The organism is Pseudomonas sp. NPDC089395, from assembly GCF_044749525.1.
GTDB lineage: Bacteria > Pseudomonadota > Gammaproteobacteria > Pseudomonadales > Pseudomonadaceae > Aquipseudomonas.
Genome location: NZ_JBIVID010000018.1, coordinates 44,735 through 67,164, shown reverse-complemented (window position 1 = coordinate 67,164; position 22,430 = coordinate 44,735). Strand labels below are relative to the sequence as shown.

The following is a 22,430-nucleotide window of genomic DNA, read 5'->3' as shown; positions in this document are numbered from 1 at the left end:
TCGCCATGAACCGCACGTCGATCCTGCTGCTCAGCCTTGCCCCGCTGCTGTTGCCCGGCACCGCGCACGGCGCCACCACCGGCTTTATCCAGGCACGCCTGGTGATCAGCACCGCCTGCCAGATCATCAGCGGCGACCAGCCCCCGGCCACCTTGGGCAACCCCGGGGTGATGGACTTCGGCGAACGCGGCCCGAACTGGGACCAGCCGCTGCGTAGCCAGGTCGACGAGGTGAGTGGCGAAGGCAGCCTGCAGATCAGTTGCACGCCCCAGGTCAGGGCCTTCAACGTGCGCATCAACGGCGGCCTGAATGGCAGCGATGGCGTGCGCAGGCTGAGCAACGGGCGCGAGACGATTCCTTATCAGTTGGCCGTCGACCCGGGCGGCAACAGCCATTACGGCATCGGCCAGGCCCGTGCCTTCACCATCAGCGGCACCGAGCAGATTCCGATTCCCATTTACGGCGTAGTGGTGGCGCAACCGCGCGCGCTACCTGCCGGGCTGTATCGCGACACCTTGAGAGTGACCCTGGACTGGTAACCATCGCAAGGAGATCCCCAATGCGAACGAACCTCACCCACTGCATCCTCGCCGGGCTTGGTCTGGCCTTGGCAGCTCAAGCCCAAGCCGCCACGGTGACCGGCACCATCAGTTCTACCCTGACGTTGACGGCGGCCTGCCAGGTCAATGGCAGCGGGGGCGACTCGGGGTTGAATTTCGGTACCCTCAATTTCGGCACCCATGAGGCCTTCTTCACTGATGCTCCCGGCCAGGTGCTGGGCGGTGGCGGTGGCGCCTTGAGCATCCTTTGCTCGCCCGGCACGGTGCCGGCCATCCGCGTGCGGGCGGGGGCCCACGATGGCCAGTCGAGCGGTGGCACGCGCGCGCTGGCCGATGGCGTCGGCAACTTCGTGCCGTATGACTTCTACACCGACGCCGGGCACACCCAGCTGCTGAACATCGACGACACCATTACCTTGCCGACCAGCACCGGCGCGGCGCAAACCGTCAACCTGTATGGCCAGGCGCGCGGCAAGGCGGGCCTGCCGGCAGGCACCTACACCGACACCGTGGCCGTCGAGCTGTCGTTCTGAGCCGCGGCCATGCGCGCCTGGTTGGGGGGCTGCCTGACGGGACTCGGCGTACTGCTGGCCACGCCGCTGGATGCGGCGACCAGCAGCACGTTCCAGGTGACCGCGCAGATCGTCGCCGGCTGCCTGGTGATGGGCGGGGTGACCAACTATGGCGTACTCAACTACGGGAGCCAGTCGGCGCTGTCCACCGGGATTCTCAGCACCTCCCTGGGCGGCTCTACGGTGACCTTCCAATGTACCCCCGGCGTGAGCCTGAGCATGAGCCTGGACGGCGGCCAGAACAGCGCCAGCGGCACGCGTTACCTCAAGCGCAACGGCGGTACGCAAGTGCTGGCCTACCAGCTTTATCAGGATGCGGGCTACAGCCAGGTGCTGGGCATTGGCCAGAGCGTGGTGGTCAGCTACAGCGACCCGACGGCCATCAAGCTGCCGGTCTATGGCCGCACCCAATTGACCGGCAAGTTGCCGGCCGGAACGTATACAGATGTCGTGCAAGTGACGGTGACCTGGTGACGGCACCGCCACGCATTACACGTGACCAAGGAGAGTGGCATGCAGGCAGGCGCGAAGTGGGCGCAGGGTTTGATCGGATTGTTGCTGTTGGCGAGCGTGCCGGCGGGGGCGGCCACCTCGGTACTGATCTGGCCCATCGACCCGGTGCTGGAAGCTGACCAGAAGGCCGGTGCATTGTGGCTGGAGAACCGCGGCACGGCCCCGGCCAGCCTGCAGGTGCGGGTCTTCGCCTGGCGCCAGGGCGATTACCAGGAACAGTTCCAGGCCCAGCGCGAGATCATCGGCAGCCCGCCGGTGGCGACCCTGGCGCCCGGGCAAAAGCAACTGATCCGCCTGACCCGTACCGGCAGCTCGCCCGCAGGCCAGGAGCAGGCCTACCGCATCATCATCGACGAAATTCCCTCGCCACTGCCGGCCGATGCCGGCAACCAGGGCACCACGGCCGCGATCCGCTTGCAGATGCGCTACTCGGTGCCGCTGTTCGTTTATGGCGAAGGCCTGTGGGGCAAGCCGGACCCGGAGGGCAAGCGCAACGCCAGTGGCGTCGGCAAGCCGCAATTGAGCTGGCGCCCGGTAACGGTGCAGGGCAAACCCTATGTCGAACTGCGCAATACGGGCCCGGTGCATGCCCGCCTGACCGACGTGGTGGTGCAGCAAGGCGGCCAGGCCAAGCCCTTGGCCGAAGGGCTGCTCGGCTATGTCCTGCCCGGGGCCAGCATGCGCTGGCCTGCGCCGGTGGCACCGGGAGGGCTCAAGGGGAGGGTCAATGGCCAGGAAGTGGCCGAAGTGATCAGCCAAGAGCAATGAGCCCGTTACTGAATGAGGGCCCAGGGAGGACCCGTCAATGGTCGGAATCCGTGCGTGAGATGGTTGTCGCGGGTGACCCGTTGCTGCCTCGGCCTGGCCGTATTGGGCTCGGGCATGGTGCTGGCCGACGACCTGCCGCCGCCGCCCACGGAGGCCGCTGCCATTGCCGACGCCACGCTGTACCTCGACCTGTTGGTGAACCAGGTGCCCAGGGCTGAGCTGGTGCCGGTGCAGCAACGGGCCGGGCGCCTGTTCCTGGACAGCGAGGTGCTGCGCGCAGCCGGCATCAAGCTGCCGGGCAACCCCCAGGGCGAAGTCGCACTGGATGAGCTCGACGGCCTGCACAGCGACTACGACACCCCAAACCAGCGGCTGCTGCTGCAAGTGCCTCCGGCCTGGCTGCCGGACCAGCAGTTCGGCGATCGCAACCTGTATCCGCCCAGCGAGGCGCGCAGCAGCTTCGGCGCCCTGTTCAACTATGACCTGTACCTCAATGACACCGATGACGGCGGCACTTACCTGGCCGCCTGGAACGAACTGCGCCTGTTCGACAGCTGGGGCACCTTCGCCACCACGGGCCAGTGGCGCCAGTCATTCAATGGCGCGCCAGGCGACGACGGCGGCCAGGGCTTTCTGCGCTACGACACTACCTGGCGCTTTACCGACGAACAGCGGCTGTTGACCTATGAGGCCGGCGACTTCGTCACCGGCGCCTTGCCCTGGACCAGTTCGGTGCGTGTCGGTGGCCTGCAGCTGTCGCGCGATTTCGCTGCCCGCCCGGATCTGGTCACCTATCCGTTGCCCGCATTCGCCGGCGAGGCGGCGGTGCCGACGTCGCTGGACCTGTTCATCAATGGCTACAAGTCCAGCACGACAGAACTGCAACCCGGCCCCTACACCCTGACCAACGTGCCGTTCATCAACGGTGCCGGCGAAGCCGTGGTGGTCACCACCGATGCCCTCGGCCGCCAGGTGTCCACCACCTTGCCGTTCTACGTCACCAGCAGCCTGCTGCAAAAAGGCCTGTCGGACTACTCGGTGGCCGCCGGCAGCCTGCGCCGCGACTACGCCGTCGAGGACTTCAGCTATGGACCCGGTGTCGCTTCAGCCAACCTGCGCTATGGCCTCAGTGACTACTTCACCCTCGAAAGCCACGTTGAAACGGCCGAATCGCTGCTGCTCGGAGGCCTGGGCGGCAACATGCGCCTGGGCAACTTCGGCGTGCTCAACGCGGCCCTGGCGCAGAGCCAGTTCGACGGCGACAACGGCCATCAGGTTGCCATTGGCTACCAGTACAACAGCCAGCGCATCGGCTTCAGCTACCAGCGCCTGCAGCGCCATGGCGACTATGCCGACCTGAGTCGGGTCGACACCTCCGACATGCAGCTCAGCCAACGCAGCGAGCAAGTGACCCTGAGCCTGAACCTCGACCGCTACGGCAGCCTCGGCGCGGGTTACTTCGACGTGCGCGCCGGTGACGGCACGCGCACGCGGCTGATCAACCTGAGCTGGAGCAAACCCCTGTGGGGCAACAGCAGCGTCTACCTGTCGGCCAACCGTGAAGTCGGCGACAGCCAGTGGGCGGTGCAGGCGCAACTGGTGATCCCGTTCGACTTCAACGGCACCCTGGCTGTGAGCACGGAGCGCAACAAGGACGGCGAGGACGTGCAGCGGGTCAATTACAGCCGCGCGGTGCCGGTGGGTGCTGGCGTGGGCTACAACCTCGGCTATGCCACCGGCAGCGATCGCGATGCCTACCGCCAGGCCGACGTCACCTGGCGCCTGCAGTCGGTGCAGCTGCAGGCCGGGGTGTATGGCAACAGTGGCGAGATGACCCGCTGGGGCGATGCCAGCGGCTCGCTGGTGTGGATGGACAGCGGCATGTTCGCCGCCAACCGCATCGACGATGCCTTCGTGGTGGTCAGTACCGACGGCTATGCGGACGTGCCGGTGCGTTACGAGAACCAGGAGATCGGCCGTACCGACAAGCGCGGGCATCTGCTGGTGCCCTATAGCAGTGGCTACTACCGCGGCAAGTACGAAATCGACCCGATGGACCTGCCGCCCGATGTGTTGGCCCCCGAAGTGGAGCAGCGGGTGGCCGTGCGCCGCGGCAGTGGTTATTTGTTGGAGTTCCCGCTCAAGCGCGTGCTGGCGGCCAGCATCGAGTTGGTGGACGGCAGCCGACAGCCCTTGAAGCTGGGCAGCACCGTCACTCATCAGGAAAGCGGCGCTCAGGCAGTGGTGGGTTGGGATGGCCTGGTGTATCTGGAAAACCTGGCGACACACAACCGCCTGCAGGTGGCGATCGAAGGAGGAGGGCAATGTCAGGTCGAATTCGATTTGCCGCCTGCGCAGGGCACAGTTCCGCTGATCGGCCCGCTGGAGTGTCGATGAACCGACTTGCACGGGGTGTCATGTCTGGCCTCTTGCTGCTGCAGGCAGGCTCGGCCTGGGCATTGTGTTCATCTGTGGCCACCGCGCCGGCGGGGTTCGGTACCGTCAGCTCGATGGTGGTACTCAGTACCGTGCAGAACGCCTCCACCACCAACTCAGGGCTGCAATGCACCGGCTCGCTGCTCACCCTGCTCAGTTCAAACGACCACTTCTACGCCACCATCACGTCCAGCACTGCCGGGCTGGTGGGCCCGACGGGCGATGTGATCGGCTACACCCTGTACGCCGACAACACGACCCGCTACCCCATTACCCGCGGCGTGAGGTTCGACTTCGCGCGCAATGGCATCCTCGACCTGCTGGGCTTGCTCAATGGCACGACACCCAAGGCAGTGCCAATCTATCTTCGTACCCAGGTAGGCAGCAATGTGGCGGCAGGCGTGTATCGGGAAACCCTGCAGGTCTTCTGGGACTGGAACTATTGTTCGGGCATTGGCGTGGGCAGCATCTGCCTGGGGCGTGATATCGACAAGGGCACCCAGACCCTGAACGTCACCCTGACGGTGAGCAACGACTGCCAGATCACCACGCCCAACATCAGTTTCGGCAGTGCGCCGGTGGTGGCCGGGTTTGGTACGGTGAACCAGAACGTGAGCGTGTCGTGCACCAAAGGCAGCACCTACACGGTGGGACTGGATGACGGGCAGAACGTCTCGGGGGGCCGACGGCGGATGAAGTCCAGTGCCAACAACTACCTGGCCTACGACATCTTCAAGAGCGCCGGTGCCGTGCGCTGGGGCTCGCTGAGCAGCGCGCGGCGCGCCAGCAGTGATGCCGATGTGAACCCTGGCGCGGGGACCGGCACCGGCAGCCAGGTGTTCAATTACAACGCCAAGGTCTACACCGATCAGGCCACGCCGCCGGCGGCGACTTATACCGACTCGGTGATACTGGACGTGCAGTTCTGAGCGGGAATCGGTGTTGACCCCATCGCCGGCAAGCCGGCTCCCACACAGTCAGTGAAAGCTGTGTGACTTCCCTGTGGGAGCCGGCTTGCCGGCGATAGGGCCAGAAGCCTCAGCGCAAATCGTCAACCATCTTCACAAGCGTCTCCAATACCGCCCCCGCCAACGCCTTCGACCGCGCCCCCGACCACCCGGTAACCGGGTTGGGCGCATCGTCATGGTCCTTGAACGGCATCTCCAGGGTCAGCGACAAACAGTCATGCGCCATCCCCACCGCATTGCACGCCAACGTGGTGTTGGCCTGCCCCGGCTCATCGCGGGTATAGCCGTATTTCGTCTGGAAGTCCGGCGTCAGGCTGCACAAGGTGCTGCGGAACTGCTCTTCAAGCTTGGCCAGCCGCGGCGTATACCCCGGGTTGCCCTCGCAAGCTGCGGTAAACACATGGGGGATTTCTTCATCCCCATGCACATCGATGAACGCATCCACCCCGTACTGTTTCATCTGCGCCTGGGCAAAGAACACCTCCGGGCTCGCCTCGACACTGGCGTCCTGCCAGGCCCGGTTGAGGTCCTTGCCCTTGAAGTTGGTGCGCAGGTGGCCGAGAAAGGCGCCATCGGGGTTCATGTTGGGGATCAGGTACAGGTCGGCTTTCGCCAGCAGTGCCTGAACCGTCGCATCATTGCCTTGCAGCCGGTCGATCACGCCTTCCATGAACCATTCGGCCATGTGCTCGCCCGGGTGCTGCTGGGCAATCAGCCACAGTTTGCGCTTGCCCCCCGCGCCGTCGCCTGCGCGCAGCAGCGGGATATCCCGGCCCTGCACACTGCGCCCGTGGGCCAGCAGCTCCACGCCCGGAATCTGCTGGGCGCGCTCGATCAGCTGGTTGTGGCGGGCACGTGGGTAAGGTTCGAAGTAGGCGAACCAGATCTGCGCCTGCTCGGCCTGGATCTCGAACGACAAGGCCTTGCCGTCGAACTGGCTGGGCACGCGGAACCAGGTGTGCTGGTCGTAGGACGCGACCGCGTTGTAGCCGGTCCAGGCGTTCTTGTAGGAAGACTCGCTGGCGTTGTCCAGGCTGAAGCGGTGGCGCTGGCCGGGGGTGAGGCCGCTGACCTTGAAGTGGAACCACTGGAAGTGGTCGCTGTGGGTGTCCGGGCGGATGGCCAGGCGGACCTGGGACGGGTTGCTGGCGTCCAGGACCTGAATGTTGCCGGAGTCGAAATCACAGTCGATCTGCAGGGGGGACAGCGTCACGGTCATTGGCGGGCTCCTTGGGAATTGTTGTGGGGGTACTGTACACCGCTTGGGGGATTGCTGGTGTGTTGGTGTACGAAAGCCATGCTACCTCGGCTAGAAAAACATTCCTGTTATCAGAAACAGTGCCTGGATGCTGCCGGCTGCGCTAAATAATGGCTACATAGCGCAATTTTGAGGTCGCGGTTGCTTAGCGGATAGATAGGGTGGCTGTCGTCAATTGGCTAATCAAATGAGGTGGATCGAAAATTCCTACAAGTTCCTGGGAGTTTTCATTCGACTTATAAGCTTGAGCATCTTGTTTTAATGACTACCATCAGAAGTGTCGCAATAATGCGGCATTCAATGGAGAAATAAAAATGAAAGAAGTGAAAATGGAGTCGAAAAAACTGGCCAATTTGGCTCATCTGGTTGTGAAGGCCAGGTAAACCTTAGGTAGCTAGTGCCAAGCACAGTGCCGGCCTGTGCTTGGCTATGCAATGGAGGTATATGTGATTAGTGAAGATTGCTTTTTTATTGTTGTTGGCTCATCTCTCGTGTGTTGGGACTTTCAAAGGCATAAGCAGTATGAGTTGTCTCTGGCTCACGCACATCGCTTGATTTTCCTGATGGCTAATGGATGTTGTGTTGATCTAGAAAGTTCGCTTGATAGGGACTTGGTGCGAGCCGGAATAGTGAAGGATGAAGGCGAAGAGTCAGTGGTCTGGGGATGGGATATCCTGTCTAGGATTTACCACTTTGGTACGAAAAATATCCCCTATGACGACAGGCCTGAGAATGAGGAAGAATGGGCGAAATCATACTTGGCGCACTGCGAAGAAGTGTGGGAGAAGGAAATTCCAGTAGAAACCGCAGTGAGCTTCCGAAAAGAAGGCTTTATTTTGCCTAGCCAGCATCGGAGAGGCCCAATTGAACAAGTCTTGCTGGCTCGCTCGACTACCAGAGAATTTCTTAATGTTCCACTTGGTCTAGAAGTACTCGCCCAGATTCTAGAATACACGCTCGGGTTTGTGGAGGAACGTCAGCTTCCTGAATCAAGTGGTTTACCGGATGCGCTTAGAAAACGACGCTGCAGCCCATCTGGTGGCGGTCTGAATTCAACTGAAGGTTATGTTCTGGTCAGAAATGTTGAAGGGTTAGAGGCTGGGTTGTACTACTACAACCCTTTTAAGCATCAGTTGATTTTGATGTCTTCAGAAATACCCCCGGTAGGACGACTGCTGTCAGGGCAGCACTTCGCCAATGCTGTTCCAGTGGGTGTTTTCTTTACTTCTAGGTTTGATAAGCTGTGGTGGAAATATGAGCATTCACGTGCTTATCGTAATGCCTTGTTGGAGGTTGGGCATATTGCGCAGACGTTTCAGATTATGAGTGCTTCTTTTGGGTTGGGGACTTGGTTGACAGGTGCGCTCTGTGAAAAAGATATAGAACCTTTGTTAGGGTTGAATAGCGATCGCGAGCAAGTTCTTTTCTTTGTGGCTTGTGGGCATGCTAGTGGCGCTACGATGCCTGAAAGCTTGAGAATGATAGCGAGATAGGGATGTCATGGAGGTGCACTTCAATGAAGCAACAAGAAAGAATTGGTCGCGGAGTCCAGGTTTTTGAAACGTGGAATGACACCAGTGCTGTTCGCTGTCGTCCTTATGCATACGATCTCTCTGCGCAGGACTTTATGCAGGTCAATCCGAGTTTATGGTTCCCGACCGCACTCATTCCGCTTATGGGATGTTCAGAGGTCAAAGTATTGCCTGTTGAAAATTTGCGCAAAATTTATGCTGGTCATTTATTGTACTTTCTGGACTATACAGCAGAGCTTGAGGTGGCGCTGGTTAATAAGGCGGTGAGTTGCATTGTGTATGGCCCGTTGTCGAAATATTTTTCAGCAAGCGAACGCAGTACTGCACTAAAGTTGTACGCTGATGAAGGATATCATGCATTGTTTTCCAAAATGATGGCTGAGCAGGTGGCTGATTTTTTTGAACTGGATAGACATCGCTCCGCGCGGTTAAAGCATTTCGACAGGCTGCTTGCAAGTGACTTAAATCATAATGAAGAGCTTGTATTGTTCGTGATGGCATTCATTTCAGAAACCATTATTACTCGGGAGCTGGCCTTGTTGGTTCGTGATGATTTGGTCTCTCCTGTTTTTCATATGCTTCAAGATCATCTGCATGACGAGGCGAAACATTCGGTCTTTTTCTCGGACTGTTTTGTAACGCTTTGGGGCAAGATTTCGGACGTCGAAAAAGATGTTGTTGTGAAAATGCTGGTAATAGGGTTTCGCATTTTTTGTCGTCCAGATATTGCGTTTGTCAGGTCTCAGTTGGAGGGTAAAGGGTTTTGTAGTGCAAGCATCGTAAGTCAACTTCGGCAAGGCTGGCCGAGTCGGGCTGTTTCATTGTTAATGTTGACGATGAAAGCAATTCGTCGTACAGATTTGTTGGCTAATAAGTCGTATTTGCGCCAGTTTGAAATTGAAGGGTTGGTTTGATGGCTGGGCGGGTAGCTTTGTCCAACGGCTTAAGTGTGTTATTGCTCCTCCTTATAAGCTTGCTTGGGGTATTTCCGCTGGATGTTATCTTGCCGTCTGTTCCAGCGCTAGCTCATTCGTTTGCTGTAGATGCGAAATATATTGCGTATTCAATCAGCTTTTTCGCTATCGGTGTGGCTATCTCTCAGGCGATCATTGGTCCGCTTTCTGACCGTATAGGGCGAAAGCGGTTGCTGATTGCAGGGCTGTCAGTATCTATCGCAGCTGCTGTGGGATGTGTCAGCACATCGAGCTACGAGAGCTTCATGGCTTTCCGCTTTTTACAGGCGATGGGGTGCGGATGCTTTGTGCTTAGTCAGGCGTTAGTGCAGGATTTGTACTGTGGCAAGCAACGCATTGCGATGCGCATCCTGATGACAAGTGCGAGTGGCGTATTTATTTCACTGTCGCCGCTCGCGGGCAGCGTGCTCCAACAGTACTTAGGTTGGGAAGGGAGCTTTCTGGTATTTGTCGTACTTGCAGTCGTTGTGATGTTGTTCTGCAGCATGCTGTTGGATGATGAGGCGCCATCACGCAGTAGTCTAGGCATTTTGAGTGGCTACAGCGTGCTGATAAAGGACAAGGTCTTTCTCGTAAGCTCGTTGTTTTCATGTTTGGCATTTGCATGTCACTTTTCGTTTGTGGTCGTCTCCCCACTGTTGTTGATCGGGCTGCTTGGGTTGACCGAATTCGCCTTTGGCATGGTGTTCCTGTGCTATGGGCTTGCCTACATGATCGGCGGTGCAATCGCCAGCTTCCTCAATCATCGCATCGATATGCGTGCCCAGGTCCGCTGGGGGTTTGCACTTATAGGCATTGCGGGGGTTGTGCTGAGTCTGACAGTTTTGAATGATTACCTGTCGATCCTCGCGCTTCTTTTGCCATTGATGATATGCACGGTGGGTACATCAATTGTTCGTCCGGCTGCCACCACCTATGCACTGGGCCTACATCCTGAGCGTGCGGGGGCCGCTGCATCGGCCAATAACACGATGCTTTTTGCATTTGGCGGGGGCGTCAGCACGTTGCTGGCTTCGGTCGAAGAGATGTTGCCGCTGAGTTTGGCGTTGATTTTCGTAGTCTCCTGTCTTTCAGGCTGGTTGCTACTTGCTTATCTGCCTCACTTCGCGAGTGAAGAGCCAATTGCGAATTAATTAGCGTTCATCGCTTTGCGCAAGCACGTCTAGTCGTCAAAGCGAATTGACCAAAAATAAGAAGGGTTCGGTTTGGACATCGTGATGGGACTTTTGGCCGCATTTTGCTGGGGAGTGACTGACTATCTAGTTGGCAGGAGCGCCAGGATTTTTGGCGTTCGGCAGTCCGTTTTGGTAGGGCAGGTGATAGGGTTGCTGGTGCTGACTTCAATAATTGCAGTTTCTTTTCAAGGCTTCAACTTTCTCTTCGAAACGGATTTTATTTATCTGGTCTTGAGCGTTGTCGCTGGCTTATCTGCCGTCGCGGGTGCGCTCGCTATTTCCGCTGCCTTCTTTTCAGGCAGAACCTCGATTGTGGCGCCTTTGGTTACTTCGTATGGTGTGCACCACGTTATTGGCGTGGTGGAGTGGTGAGTCCATTTCGTTGTTGCAGTCCGTGGGTTTAATGATCTGCGCTTCAGGCGTTGCGTTCGTTGGTTTGGGATGCAGAGCAAGTGGCTCAATGTCGCCAGTGGGGGACGGGCGCGCCATTCTTTTCGCCTTGCTCGCCGCTGTGCTTTATGGCGTCAGTTTCTGGCTTCAAGGAGTGTATGCGCTTCCCGTGATTGGGCCGGTGAGTATGCTTTGGGTGAGCTACATGGTTGGTGTTGTCGTTCTGTGGCCTGTGACCTACAGAATACTCGCGTTGCGGGCTCGCGGCTTGAGGGCATATGCAGCGCTGTGTGGTGCGAGTTTGTCCAATCTCGGTGGCTTTACAGCGTTTTCATATGGTGTGGCTAGCGGCTCTGTTGCGATTGTCACCGTTATGAGCACGCTGTCAGGAGGGGTGGCTGCATTGGTGGGATACCTGTTCTACAGGGAGCGACTGACGGCTCTTCAGTTCCTAGGGATCTGTCTCGTTCTGAGTGGGGCTGTGACGTTGCATTTGGTGGGTGGAAGTTGAACAGCTCGGTAGCTGCATCTAGACGCATTACCCAGTATCAATCATGACAATCGTCAGGCCCAGTAGCCAAACAGCAGCAGCGCCGCAACGCCCAAACCAACCGCAACCGAACACCCACCCAACGAAATCGCCGCACGCCCTTGCCGGTACCAGCCGTCCTGTCCCAGCTCAAGCGCGGGTGCCAGCAGGCTGCGCCAGCGCAATTCGGTGTCATAGAAAGCCTGCAGGTGCGCCGGGTCGGCATCCAGCCAGCGGCGAAAATCGATCCGTTCGCAGGAGGTCGCTTCTGGGCTCTGCAGCCGCACATACCATTGCCCGGCCACGCTGGCCAAGGCATTTCCCCGCGGGCCGGCCATCTGCAAGGCCTGGTTCATGTGTCGTTCGATGCTCAACAATGGCAGGTCGAGCCGGGTGGCAATGCTGGCGAAGTCCAGTTGGTCGAGGCGGCTGAGCAGGAACACTTGCTGCACGCGCCGTGGCAAGCGCCTGAGGCCATGAAGCAGCGCATTTTCAGCGTCATGCTCGGCAGCGGGGGTAGGGTGCTCGAGGGGCAGCAGCAGACGGCTCATGGACAGCTCCTTGCTCAAGAGGGGGAGGGGTGGGGGCATCGTCCTTGATGCGGAACCAGAGTAGGCGAAACGAGATTGATTCTCAAGTGCTGATTCCGCAAAGTTTTGTAATGAGCGTTCACGCTCTGAAACACTTTTGCTATCATCGCCGCCATCAACGATCTTCATTAGCCTGAAGAGCCAAAAAAAAAGACCCGGCAAAAAGCCGGGTCAAAAACCGTGATTAGCCTGATGAGGAGATAATCTGAGAGCGACCTAAGCTCCAGGTTATCCAGCAGATCTCGCGATCAGCTGAGTGCAATAATAATCGTTATCATTTGCCAGTCAAATGAATTTTCATTTATTCGGTAAAAAACTTTTACCGATGCGCTTCCTCTTTCCGGTACTCGGCGTCCCAGCCAGTACCCAGCCATCACGTTTCTCCCTTCCTATCTCCCCTACACCCCGCTGTTTCCGGGGTGCTTGTGCTCCAGCAGGGCTCTGGCCATGTCCATCATGTGCATCAGCGCGAAGATCAGTTCGCGGGTACTGCCTTCCTGATGAATGGCGGTTTCCTGGGCGGTGGCGGCTGCGCAGCGGAGCAGGGCGATGGCGTGTTCTTGCGCCTGTTGGTTGCTGACCCCTTCGTGCAGGGTCCAGATCTTGTTGTGCTCGCTGGGGCGGGTGGGGCTGGGGTTTAGGTAATAGTCGAGGGCGCGGCGGGCGGCTTCGCTGTCGAGTTCTGTTACGTCATTTTTCGTTGGTTTCATCCTGATACCTGCGCATGCCAATAGGGAAAAGCTCCTGGTCGAGTCTAATACTTAAGGTATTGGAAGGCATTTCGATAAATAATACTGAATGTTTATTGAGCGCCTGAAGGCAGTCCGTATCGTGCCAGCGATGAATATGGATAAATGGATTGCCCTCGTCCGTGACCGGATGGAGGAGCTCGATATCTCCCAGGAACAGCTCGCCGAACGCGTTGGGGTTTCCCAAGGCAGCGTGGGGCATTGGGTGAACAAGCGGCGTCAGCCCAAGGTCGATTCGATGAACCGTGTGTTCGTCGAGTTGGGCATGCCGCATTACCACGTCAGCCTGCAGCTACGGGTTCTCGGCCAGGTGGGCGAGGACAAGGGGCGCTATGTGCTCGATGAAGACGAAGACGATATCGACCTGATGCAATACATCGTGTGTTTTCGTTACCCGCTGCGGGACTGGGATGCACTGGCTGAAGCGGCGCCTGAAGAGAACACGGTCTACGAGCAGACCGAGTATCTGGCCCAGGGCAAGGCGTTCTGGTTGACCGTAGAGAACGATGCGATGAGTTCGGCCAGTGGCCGTAGCGTGCCCCAGGGGATGCGTATTCTGGTCGACCCAGGGCTGGAGGCTGAGCCGGGGCGTCTGGTGATTGCGCGTCAACCTGGCAAATCGGCGATCTTGCGCGAGTTGGGCGAAGAGGGTGGGCAGCGGTACCTGAAGGCGCTGAATAACAACTATCCGGCCTTGGTCTGTGAAGAGGGTTGTGAGTTTCTGGGGGTGGTGGTGCGGGTGCACGGGGCGTTTTGAGCTTGGGTGTACGGCATGAAAGTGTGGGTGGTCGTGAGATCGAGCGCCGCCCGCGCGGCGCATCGCGGATGAATCCGCTCCTACATTTGTTGCAACGTGCCACGGTCTGTCAGGCCATGGTTGTCCGCCTTTGGCGCCCGCCGAAAAATTGCGTCGTACCCCCAAGGCTGGCAACCATGGCCTATCAGACATAGGCACGTTGCAACAAATGTAGGAGCGGATTCATCCGCGATGCGCCGCGCGGGCGGCGCTCGATCTCAAAAACGCCAAAAACGGTCAGGCGAGCACCCTAGATCACTCCACCAGTTCGACCAGCACCGTCCCTTCGCTGACCATATCCCCTTCCTGACAGAACAACGCCTTCACCGTCCCACCCTGCGGCGCGCGGATGCTGTGCTCCATCTTCATGGCTTCCAGCACCACCAGCGCAGTCCCGGCCTCCACCACCTGCCCAGGCTCCACCAGCACGCGCACGATGCTGCCGTTCATGGGCGCGCCCAGCCCGCCTTGGTGACTGTGGCTGGCTTCAGCCTCGGCGATCGGGTCGAAGGCTTCGATGGCATGCACCTCGCCGTCCCAGCGCAAGAACAAGGTGCCGCCCCGGCGTACCGCCAGATGACGGCGACGCACGCCACCCTCATCGTGCCCGAGTTGCTCACCTTCCAGATGCCAGGTCGAGGCAGCGCTGCGTTCCAGTGCAACGGCCTGGCTTTCGCCGCCGCTTTGCAGGTGCAGGCTGCTGCGCGACGGCAGGCCCAGACGCAGGCCACTGCGTGGCGCCCACGGCGAGTGAGCGTCGTCGTCGCGCTCATGCACCGCCTGGCCCTGCAACCAGGCTTCGGCGGCGGCTTCCCAGAAGCCGGCCGGCAAGGCACGCGGGGCCGGCAGCAATACATCCTGATGACGCGCAATGAACCCGGTATCCAGCTCCGCTGCAGCGAACGACGGGTGCGCGAGGATGCGGCGCAGGAAGGCGATGTTGGTCTTAAGCCCGCCAATGGCGAACTCGTCGAGCATCGCCAGCAAGCGCAGGCGAGCCTGCTCGCGGTTCTCGCCCCAGGCGATCAGCTTGCCCAGCATCGGGTCGTAGAACGGCGACACCACGTCGCCCTCGCAGACCCCGCTGTCCACCCGGCGGCCTTCGCCCGACGCCGATTCGCGGTACAGCGCCAGGGTGCCGGTGGCCGGCAGGAACTCGTTGGCCGGGTCTTCGGCATACAAGCGCACTTCGATGGCATGGCCGATCAGTGGCACCTGAGCCTGGGTAATCGGCAGCGGCTCGCCACAGGCCACGCGGATCTGCCAGGCCACAAGGTCCAGGCCAGTGATGGCTTCGGTGACCGGGTGCTCCACCTGCAGGCGGGTGTTCATCTCCATGAAGAAGAACTCGCCCCGGGCGTCGAGCAGGAACTCCACGGTGCCGGCGCCGACATAGCCGATGGCCTGGGCAGCCCGTACCGCGGCCTCGCCCATGGCCTGGCGCAGCTCGGGCGAGAGGCCGGGGGCGGGCGCCTCCTCGACCACCTTCTGGTGGCGCCGCTGGATCGAGCAGTCGCGCTCGTTGAGGTACAGGCAGTTACTGTGCTGGTCGGCGAACACCTGGATTTCCACGTGGCGCGGCTTGAGCACGTATTTCTCTACCAGCATGCGCGAATCGCCGAACGAAGACTGCGCTTCACGCTGGGCCGAGGCGAGGGCGTCGGCCAGCTGGCTTTCCTCCTCGACCACCTTCATGCCCTTGCCGCCGCCACCGGCGCTGGCCTTGAGCAGCACCGGGTAGCCGATACGTTCGGCGGCGGCGCGGAAGGTTTCCAGGTCCTGGGCTTCGCCGTGGTAGCCCGGCACCAGTGGCACGCCGGCGGCCTCCATCAGCGCCTTGGCCGCCGACTTGCTGCCCATGGCGTCGATGGCGCTGGCCGGTGGGCCAAGGAAGATCAGCCCGGCGTCTTCGATGGCGCGGGCGAAGCCTGCGTTCTCGGACAAGAAGCCATAGCCCGGGTGGATCGCCTGGGCGCCGCTGGCCTTGGCTGCGGCCAGGATTTTTTCCACCACCAGGTAACTCTCGGCGGCCTTGGTGCCGCCCAGGTCGACGCGGATATCCGCTTCGCGGCTGTGCCGTGCATCACGGTCGGTGGCGCTGTGCACGGCCACGGTGGTCAGGCCCATGGCCTTGGCGGTGCGCATGACCCGGCAGGCGATCTCGCCGCGGTTGGCGACCAGCAGGGTGGTGAGGGTGGGGCGGCTCATGGGCGCGGCTCCTTCTTGTGTTCGGTTTGCCAGGCGGGGCGGCGTTTTTCCAGGAAGGCGTTCAGGCCTTCCTGGCCTTCGGCGCTGACGCGGATGCGGGCGATGGCGTTTTCGCAGTAGCGGCGCAGGGCCGGGCTGAGTTCGCCGTCGTCCACTTCGCGCAGCAGGTCCTTGGTGGCGCGCAGGGCTTGCGGGCTGTTCTGCAGCAGGTTGTCGACCCAGGCCTCGACCTGCGCGTCCAGCTCGCTGGCCGGGTACACCTCGGCCAGCAGGCCCAGTTCGCGGGCCCGCACGCCGCTGAAACGCTCGGCGGTCAGGGCGTAACGGCGGGCGGCGCGCTCGCCGATGGCCTTGACCACGAACGGGCTGATGACCGCCGGGGCCAGGCCGATGCGCACTTCCGACAGGCACAGTTGCGCATCCTCGGCACCGATGGCCATGTCGCAGCAGCTGATCAGGCCCAGGGCGCCGCCAAAGGCCGCGCCTTGCACCACGGCCAGGGTCGGTGCCTTCAGGCGGTGCAGGGCATACATCAGCTCGCCCAGTTCATGGGCGTCATCTAGGTTGCTGTCGAAGTCCAGCTGCGCCGATTGCTGCATCCACGCAAGGTCCGCACCTGCGCTGAAGTGCCGGCCACGGCCGCGCAGCAGCAGGAAACGCAGGCTGGCATCCTCGGCCAGCTGGTCGAGGGCCTTGATCAGCTCGCGGATCATCTGCGCGTTGAAGGCGTTGTTCTTGTCCTCGCGGCTCAGCCACAGGGTGGCGAAGCCGCGCGGGTCGCGAGTCACTTCGATAGTGCTGAAATCGCTCATGGGTCACATCCGGAAAATGCCGAAGCGGCTCTGTTCGATCGGCGCGTTCAGCGCGGCGGACAACGCCAGGCCAAGCACGTCTCGGGTTTGCGCCGGGTCGATGACACCGTCGTCCCACAGCCGTGCACTGGAGTAGTAGGGGTGGCCCTGGTGTTCGTACTGGTCGAGGATCGGCTGCTTGAGTTTTGCCTCGTCTTCGGCACTGAAGGCCTGGCCGCTGCGTTCACTCTGCTCGCGCTTGACCTGGGCCAGTACGCCCGCCGCCTGTTCGGCGCCCATCACGCCAATCCGCGCGTTGGGCCACATCCACAGGAAGCGCGGGTCGTAGGCGCGGCCACACATGCCGTAGTTGCCGGCACCGAAACTGCCGCCGATGATCACCGTGAACTTCGGCACCTGGGCGCAGGCCACGGCGGTGACCAGCTTGGCGCCGTGCTTGGCGATGCCGCCTTCTTCGTACTTCTTGCCGACCATGAAGCCGGTGATGTTCTGCAGGAACAGCAGCGGGATGCCGCGCTGGCAGGCCAGTTCGATGAAGTGCGCGCCTTTTTGCGCGGCTTCGGCGAAGAGGATGCCGTTGTTGGCCAGGATCGCCACCGGGTAGCCGTGCAGGTGGGCAAAGCCGCACACCAGGGTGGTGCCGAACAGGGCCTTGAACTCATCGAACACCGAGCCGTCGACCAGGCGCGCGATCACTTCGCGCACATCGAATGGCTGCTTGGCATCGGCCGGCACCACGCCATACAGCTCGTCAGCGGCATACAGCGGTGCCACAGGCGCCAGACGTTGCAGCTTGCCCAGCTTGTGCCAGTTGAGGTTGGCGACGCTGCGCCGGGCAATGGCCAGGGCGTGCTCGTCGTTGTCGGCATAATGGTCGGCCACGCCGCTGGTGCGACAGTGCACGTCGGCGCCGCCCAGGTCTTCGGCGCTCACCACTTCGCCCGTGGCTGCCTTTACCAGGGGAGGGCCTGCGAGGAAGATGGTCGCCTGCTGGCGCACCATGATCGCTTCGTCGGCCATGGCCGGTACATAGGCGCCACCGGCGGTGCATGAGCCCATCACCACGGCGATCTGGGGGATGCCGAGGGCGCTCATGTTGGCCTGGTTGAAGAAGATCCGCCCGAAGTGTTCACGGTCCGGGAACACTTCGTCCTGGCGCGGCAGGTTGGCGCCACCGGAGTCCACCAGGTAGATGCACGGCAGGCGGTTCTGCAGGGCGATGGTCTGCGCGCGCAGGTGCTTCTTTACCGTCAGCGGGTAATAGGAGCCGCCTTTTACCGTCGCGTCGTTGGCCACGATCATGCATTCAACGCCTTCGACGCGGCCGATGCCGGCGATCACGCCTGCAGCGGGCACGTCTTCGCCGTACACCTCATGGGCGGCCAGCTGGCCGATTTCGAGGAATGGCGAGCCGGGGTCGAGCAGGCGGTCGATGCGCTCGCGCGGCAGCAGCTTGCCACGCGAGGTGTGCCGCTCCTGGGCCTTGGGCCCGCCGCCCTGGGCGACCTGGGCGAGCAGGCCACGCAGGGCCTGGACCTGTTCGAGCATGGCCGCGCTGTTGCCGGCGAATTCCGCCGAACGCGGGTTTATCTGGGTGTGCAAGGTAGCCATGTGCGCCCGTCCCCTGTGCTCAGCGGGTTTCGTTGAACAGTTCGCGGCCGATCAGCATCCGGCGAATTTCGCTGGTGCCGGCGCCGATTTCGTACAACTTGGCATCGCGCAGCAGGCGGCCAGCCGGGAATTCGTTGATGTAGCCGTTGCCGCCGAGAATCTGGATCGCTTCCAGGGCCATCTGGGTGGCGCGTTCGGCGGTGTAGAGGATCACCCCGGCGGCGTCCTTGCGGGTGGTTTCGGCACGGTCGCAGGCCTGGGCCACGGCGTACAGGTAGGCGCGGCTGGCGTTGAGCTGGGTGTACATGTCGGCGATCTTGCCCTGGATCAGCTGGAACTCGCCGATGCTCTGGCCGAACTGCTTGCGGTCGTGGATGTACGGCACCACCAGGTCCATGCAGCTTTGCATGATGCCGGTCGGGCCGCCGGACAGCACCACGCGCTCGTAGTCCAGGCCGCTCATCAGCACGCGCACGCCGCCGTTGAGCTGGCCGAGGATGTTCTCTTCAGGCACTTCGACGTCGTCGAAGAACAGCTCGCAGGTGTTGGAGCCGCGCATGCCCAGCTTGTCGAACTTGTTGCTGCGGCTGAAGCCTTTCCAGTCGCGCTCGACGATGAAGGCGGTGATGCCGTGTGGGCCCTTGTCCAGGTCGGTCTTGGCGTAGATCACGTAGGTGTTGGCGTCGGGACCGTTGGTGATCCAGGTCTTGCTGCCGTTGAGCACGTACTTGTCACCACGCTTCTCGGCGCGCAGCTTCATCGACACCACATCGGAGCCGGCGTTGGGCTCGCTCATGGCCAGGGCGCCGATGTGCTCGCCGCTGATCAGCTTGGGCAGGTACTTGAGCTTCTGCTCATGGGTGCCGTTGCGGTTGATCTGGTTGACGCACAGGTTGGAGTGGGCGCCGTAGGAGAGGGCCACCGAAGCCGAGCCGCGGCTGATTTCTTCCATCGAGACCACATGGGCCAGGTAGCCCAGGCCCGCGCCGCCATATTCTTCCGACACGGTGATGCCCAGCAGGCCCATGTCGCCGAACTTGCGCCACATGTCGGCGGGGAACAGGTTGTCGTGGTCGATCTGCGCGGCGCGCGGGGCCAGTTCGGCGGCAACGAAGGTGCTCACCTGGTCGCGGAGCATGTCGATGGTTTCGCCCAGGGCGAAGTTCAGGGTGGGGTAATGCATGCGGGGCACCTTCTTGTTCTTGAAATTAGGAAACACCGTAGCTCATGGACTTTGCACCGTCCCCTCTGTGGGAGCGGGCTTGTCCCGCGAATGCGTCAGCAGGGTCACCGTCATTGCCTGGTTGATCGCTTTCGCGGGACAAGCCCGCTCCCACAGGGTCCGGTGTCGGCCGATAAGTGCAGTGCCGTCTTCACCTTTACGTTAACGTAAACCTGCCTTTGGTCGGTGTCAATCGGATCATCACCTTTACGTAAACGTAAATCTGCGCCAGAGTAATTGGCGCTTGCTTCAGCCGTGCCCAGAACAACCACAAGAAGGGACACCCATGAGTCAACCCAGCTACACCCGCGGTCGTCAGGACCACCCCTTGCTGACCCTGACCATCGGCCAGGCCTTCGATGCCACCGTCGCTCGCTGCACCGAGGGCGAAGCGCTGGTGGTACGCCACCAGGGCCTGCGCTACACCTGGCTACAACTGGCCGAACAGGTCGATCTCCATGCCCGCGCGCTGATGGCCCTGGGCGTGAACACCGGTGATCGTGTCGGCATCTGGGCGCCCAACTGCGCCCAGTGGTGCATCCTGCAACTGGCCACTGCCAAGGTCGGGGCGATCCTGGTCAACATCAATCCGGCCTATCGTGTGGGCGAGCTGGAGTATGTACTACGCCAGTCGGGCTGCCGCTGGCTGGTGTGCGCCGATGCGTTCAAGACCTCCGATTATCACGCCATGGTGCAGGACCTGGTGCCGGAGCTGACCCGCGCAGCACTGGGTGAACTGGCCAGCGAGTGCCTGCCGGACCTGCGCGGTGTGGTCAGCCTGGCGGCCAATCCGCCACCCGGTTTCCTGCCTTGGCAGGCGCTGGCCGATCGGGCAGGGCAGACCTCGGTCGAGGCGTACAGCGCTCGCCAAGCCAGCCTGCAGTTCGACCAGCCGGTGAACATCCAGTACACCTCGGGCACCACCGGCGCGCCCAAGGGTGCCACGCTCAGCCACTACAACATCCTCAACAACGGCTTCATGGTCGGCGAAAGCCTGGGGCTGACCCGCGCCGACCGCATGGTGATCCCGGTGCCGCTGTACCACTGCTTCGGTATGGTCATGGCCAACCTCGGCTGCATCACCCACGGCAGCACCATGATCTACCCCAACGACGCGTTCGATGCCGAGCTCACGCTAAAAGCCGTGGCCGAAGAGCGCGCCAGCATCCTGTACGGCGTGCCGACCATGTTCATCGCCATGCTCGACCACCCGTCGCGCCAGCAGCTGGACCTCTCGACCCTGCGCAGCGGCATCATGGCCGGCGCCACCTGCCCGATCGAGGTCATGCGCCGGGTCATCGACCAGATGCACATGGCCGAAGTGCAGATTGCCTATGGCATGACCGAAACCAGCCCGGTATCGCTGCAGACCGGCCCGGACGACGAGTTGGAGCTGCGTGTGACCACGGTGGGGCGCACCCAGCCGCAGCTGGAAAGCAAGCTGGTGGACGCTGACGGCTGCATCGTCGCCCGCGGCGAAATCGGCGAACTGTGCACCCGTGGTTACAGCGTTATGCTCGGTTACTGGAACAACCCCCAGGCCACTGCCGATGCCATCGACCCGGCGGGCTGGATGCATTCGGGCGACCTGGCGGTGATGGACGAGCAGGGCTATGTGCGCATCGTCGGGCGCAACAAGGACATGATCATTCGCGGCGGCGAGAACATTTACCCGCGTGAGCTGGAAGAGTTCTTCTATACCCACCCGGCCGTGGCCGATGCGCAGGTGATCGGCATCCCGTGCAGCAAGTACGGCGAAGAAGTGGTGGCCTGGATCAAGCTGCATCCGGGGCACGTTGCGAGCGCTGAAGAGCTGCAGGTCTGGTGCAAGGCCCGCATCGCGCATTTCAAGGTGCCGCGGCATTACCGGTTCGTCGAGGAGTTTCCGATGACGGTGACCGGCAAGGTGCAGAAATTCCGCATGCGTGAGATCAGCGTGGAGGAACTCGCTTCGCCATGATGGATAGCCCTGCCGGCGCGTTCGCAGTATTGCTTGTGAAAGCGCCGGCCCGGCTTTGCGCTAGCCCATGGATTCCATGAACTGGAATAGCTTCTGCGCCATTTCTTTTACTGTTTTACAGTCTTTCAATGCAGAGCCCGGTTTCTCACCATATTCCTCATGTTCGAGGTCTATCGTGTCCAGCGCTTTACTCACTTTTGCAGCGCCCATTGCCGTGACGGTGTCTGATTGCTTAGGACTTTTTACGCCAGCCTCTTTGAGTTTTTCTACGACGTAGGCGAGAGCGTCAGCGTTCACATACTCATCTTCTGACATATTCCAACCCTTTCGGTCATTTGAAGAGACCCCAGTTTGTGAAACGTCCCCCGCCCGCACAACTGGCAAAAATGTCAGGTATGAAGTGGCTGGTTGGGTGGGTGCAAGGCGCGCATCGCGCACTTCAAGTTGCTGCGGCTAGTTGTTTCGCCGAGAACTTCCCTTCAACATTTTCTGGCTGGCACAACAGGCCCTATCGCCGGCAAGCCGGCTCCCGCAGGTTCACCACTGAGCCTGAGAACTGTGGAGTACCTGTGGGAGCTGGCTTGCCAGCGATAGGGCCTGTGAATCTCGCACCAAATCCTTGTCTATCCTTAGACCTTCACCGGTGGTTCATCACTCGGCGGGTCCCCCACCGTCGGCGGTACGGTCGGCTTGATCGGCAGCTCGTCCGGATCTTCTTCCGGCACTGGCGGCGGCAAGCTCGGGTCGTCGATGTTGGGGTCTGGTGTTTCCGGTGGAATGGGAATGTTCATGGCCTGACCTCGCGTG

Annotated in this window: 22 protein-coding genes; 13 read left to right on the top strand and 9 right to left on the bottom strand. The window is 61.0% G+C overall.

The window, feature by feature from the left end:
* The first annotated feature begins 5 nt into the window (after nucleotides 1–5).
* The 6 genes from ACIPZG_RS25500 to ACIPZG_RS25475 all read left to right on the top strand — a co-directional run bounded on the left by ACIPZG_RS25500 (nucleotide 6) and on the right by ACIPZG_RS25475 (nucleotide 5,778).
* Nucleotides 6–539 (top strand): spore coat U domain-containing protein, encoded by a 534-nt coding sequence (locus ACIPZG_RS25500; protein ID WP_400718073.1) that lies wholly within the window; start codon nucleotides 6–8, stop codon nucleotides 537–539.
* A gap of 20 nt (nucleotides 540–559) precedes the next feature.
* A complete protein-coding gene (locus ACIPZG_RS25495) occupies nucleotides 560–1,093 on the top strand; it encodes a spore coat U domain-containing protein (protein ID WP_400718070.1) in 534 nt (177 codons plus the stop codon).
* Between the two features lie 9 nt (nucleotides 1,094–1,102).
* Nucleotides 1,103–1,606, top strand: a complete 504-nt coding sequence (locus ACIPZG_RS25490; RefSeq protein WP_400718068.1) for a spore coat U domain-containing protein — start codon at nucleotides 1,103–1,105, stop codon at nucleotides 1,604–1,606.
* Nucleotides 1,607–1,645: 39 nt separating this feature from the next.
* The gene (locus tag ACIPZG_RS25485; RefSeq protein ID WP_400718065.1) at nucleotides 1,646–2,413 is read left to right on the top strand and encodes a molecular chaperone; all 768 of its coding nucleotides are present in this window, start codon (nucleotides 1,646–1,648) and stop codon (nucleotides 2,411–2,413) included.
* 114 nt (nucleotides 2,414–2,527) lie between these two features.
* A complete protein-coding gene (locus ACIPZG_RS25480) occupies nucleotides 2,528–4,810 on the top strand; it encodes a fimbria/pilus outer membrane usher protein (RefSeq protein ID WP_400718093.1) in 2,283 nt (760 codons plus the stop codon).
* Nucleotides 4,807–5,778, top strand: coding sequence for a spore coat protein U domain-containing protein (locus ACIPZG_RS25475; RefSeq protein ID WP_400718062.1), 972 nt, complete (start codon nucleotides 4,807–4,809; stop codon nucleotides 5,776–5,778). Before ACIPZG_RS25480 ends, ACIPZG_RS25475 begins: the two co-directional genes overlap by 4 nt.
* A 109-nt stretch (nucleotides 5,779–5,887) precedes the next feature.
* Here ACIPZG_RS25475 and ACIPZG_RS25470 read toward each other — a convergent pair whose 3' ends face one another.
* On the bottom strand, nucleotides 5,888–7,036 hold the full coding sequence (locus tag ACIPZG_RS25470) for a M14-type cytosolic carboxypeptidase (RefSeq protein ID WP_400718060.1): 1,149 nt from the start codon (nucleotides 7,034–7,036) through the stop codon (nucleotides 5,888–5,890).
* 485 nt (nucleotides 7,037–7,521) lie between these two features.
* On the opposite strand from ACIPZG_RS25470, the gene ACIPZG_RS25465 reads away from it, so the two are divergent.
* From ACIPZG_RS25465 to ACIPZG_RS25445, 5 genes are all read left to right on the top strand, one after another.
* A complete protein-coding gene (locus tag ACIPZG_RS25465; RefSeq protein ID WP_400718058.1) occupies nucleotides 7,522–8,568 on the top strand; it encodes a SagB family peptide dehydrogenase in 1,047 nt (348 codons plus the stop codon).
* Between the two features lie 23 nt (nucleotides 8,569–8,591).
* The gene (locus ACIPZG_RS25460) at nucleotides 8,592–9,521 is read left to right on the top strand and encodes a diiron oxygenase (RefSeq protein WP_400718055.1); all 930 of its coding nucleotides are present in this window, start codon (nucleotides 8,592–8,594) and stop codon (nucleotides 9,519–9,521) included.
* Nucleotides 9,521–10,714, top strand: a complete 1,194-nt coding sequence (locus tag ACIPZG_RS25455) for an MFS transporter (RefSeq protein WP_400718053.1) — start codon at nucleotides 9,521–9,523, stop codon at nucleotides 10,712–10,714. The genes ACIPZG_RS25460 and ACIPZG_RS25455 overlap by 1 nt, the downstream gene beginning before the upstream one ends.
* 72 nt (nucleotides 10,715–10,786) lie before the next feature.
* Nucleotides 10,787–11,128: a hypothetical protein gene (locus ACIPZG_RS25450; RefSeq protein WP_400718051.1), complete on the top strand. Its 342-nt coding sequence runs from the start codon at nucleotides 10,787–10,789 to the stop codon at nucleotides 11,126–11,128.
* Nucleotides 11,091–11,657 (top strand): EamA family transporter, encoded by a 567-nt coding sequence (locus tag ACIPZG_RS25445; protein ID WP_400718049.1) that lies wholly within the window; start codon nucleotides 11,091–11,093, stop codon nucleotides 11,655–11,657. The genes ACIPZG_RS25450 and ACIPZG_RS25445 overlap by 38 nt, the downstream gene beginning before the upstream one ends.
* Nucleotides 11,658–11,710: 53 nt before the next feature.
* Here the strand turns inward: ACIPZG_RS25445 and ACIPZG_RS25440 are convergent, their stop codons facing one another.
* Both ACIPZG_RS25440 and ACIPZG_RS25435 read right to left on the bottom strand, forming a co-directional pair.
* On the bottom strand, nucleotides 11,711–12,226 hold the full coding sequence (locus tag ACIPZG_RS25440; RefSeq protein ID WP_400718047.1) for a DUF4880 domain-containing protein: 516 nt from the start codon (nucleotides 12,224–12,226) through the stop codon (nucleotides 11,711–11,713).
* Nucleotides 12,227–12,663: 437 nt separating this feature from the next.
* Nucleotides 12,664–12,975 carry a DUF6124 family protein gene (locus ACIPZG_RS25435; protein ID WP_400718045.1) on the bottom strand — a complete coding sequence of 104 codons (312 nt, stop codon included), beginning with the start codon at nucleotides 12,973–12,975 and terminating at the stop codon, nucleotides 12,664–12,666.
* Nucleotides 12,976–13,063: 88 nt separating this feature from the next.
* Here ACIPZG_RS25435 and ACIPZG_RS25430 point away from each other — a divergent pair, with 88 nt between their 5' ends.
* A complete protein-coding gene (locus ACIPZG_RS25430; protein ID WP_400718043.1) occupies nucleotides 13,064–13,771 on the top strand; it encodes a S24 family peptidase in 708 nt (235 codons plus the stop codon).
* A 294-nt stretch (nucleotides 13,772–14,065) separates the two neighbouring features.
* Here the strand turns inward: ACIPZG_RS25430 and ACIPZG_RS25425 are convergent, their stop codons facing one another.
* From ACIPZG_RS25425 to ACIPZG_RS25410, 4 genes are read right to left on the bottom strand one after another with little or no spacing between them, the layout of a single operon-like run.
* Nucleotides 14,066–16,018 carry an acetyl/propionyl/methylcrotonyl-CoA carboxylase subunit alpha gene (locus tag ACIPZG_RS25425; RefSeq protein ID WP_400718041.1) on the bottom strand — a complete coding sequence of 651 codons (1,953 nt, stop codon included), beginning with the start codon at nucleotides 16,016–16,018 and terminating at the stop codon, nucleotides 14,066–14,068.
* Nucleotides 16,015–16,830: a gamma-carboxygeranoyl-CoA hydratase gene (locus ACIPZG_RS25420; RefSeq protein ID WP_400718039.1), complete on the bottom strand. Its 816-nt coding sequence runs from the start codon at nucleotides 16,828–16,830 to the stop codon at nucleotides 16,015–16,017. The genes ACIPZG_RS25425 and ACIPZG_RS25420 overlap by 4 nt, the downstream gene beginning before the upstream one ends.
* Before the next feature lie 3 nt (nucleotides 16,831–16,833).
* Nucleotides 16,834–18,441 carry a carboxyl transferase domain-containing protein gene (locus ACIPZG_RS25415; protein ID WP_008089927.1) on the bottom strand — a complete coding sequence of 536 codons (1,608 nt, stop codon included), beginning with the start codon at nucleotides 18,439–18,441 and terminating at the stop codon, nucleotides 16,834–16,836.
* Nucleotides 18,442–18,460: 19 nt separating this feature from the next.
* Nucleotides 18,461–19,624, bottom strand: a complete 1,164-nt coding sequence (locus ACIPZG_RS25410) for an isovaleryl-CoA dehydrogenase (RefSeq protein ID WP_008089929.1) — start codon at nucleotides 19,622–19,624, stop codon at nucleotides 18,461–18,463.
* Nucleotides 19,625–19,949: 325 nt separating this feature from the next.
* On the opposite strand from ACIPZG_RS25410, the gene ACIPZG_RS25405 reads away from it, so the two are divergent.
* Nucleotides 19,950–21,623, top strand: coding sequence for an AMP-binding protein (locus ACIPZG_RS25405; RefSeq protein ID WP_400718037.1), 1,674 nt, complete (start codon nucleotides 19,950–19,952; stop codon nucleotides 21,621–21,623).
* 60 nt (nucleotides 21,624–21,683) lie between these two features.
* On the opposite strand, the gene ACIPZG_RS25400 is transcribed toward ACIPZG_RS25405, so the two are convergent.
* Complete coding sequence (locus ACIPZG_RS25400) at nucleotides 21,684–21,938, bottom strand: hypothetical protein (protein ID WP_400642360.1); 255 nt, start codon at nucleotides 21,936–21,938, stop codon at nucleotides 21,684–21,686.
* Between the two features lie 314 nt (nucleotides 21,939–22,252).
* Nucleotides 22,253–22,414 carry a hypothetical protein gene (locus ACIPZG_RS25395; protein WP_008089933.1) on the bottom strand — a complete coding sequence of 54 codons (162 nt, stop codon included), beginning with the start codon at nucleotides 22,412–22,414 and terminating at the stop codon, nucleotides 22,253–22,255.
* Between the last annotated feature and the right edge of the window lie 16 nt (nucleotides 22,415–22,430).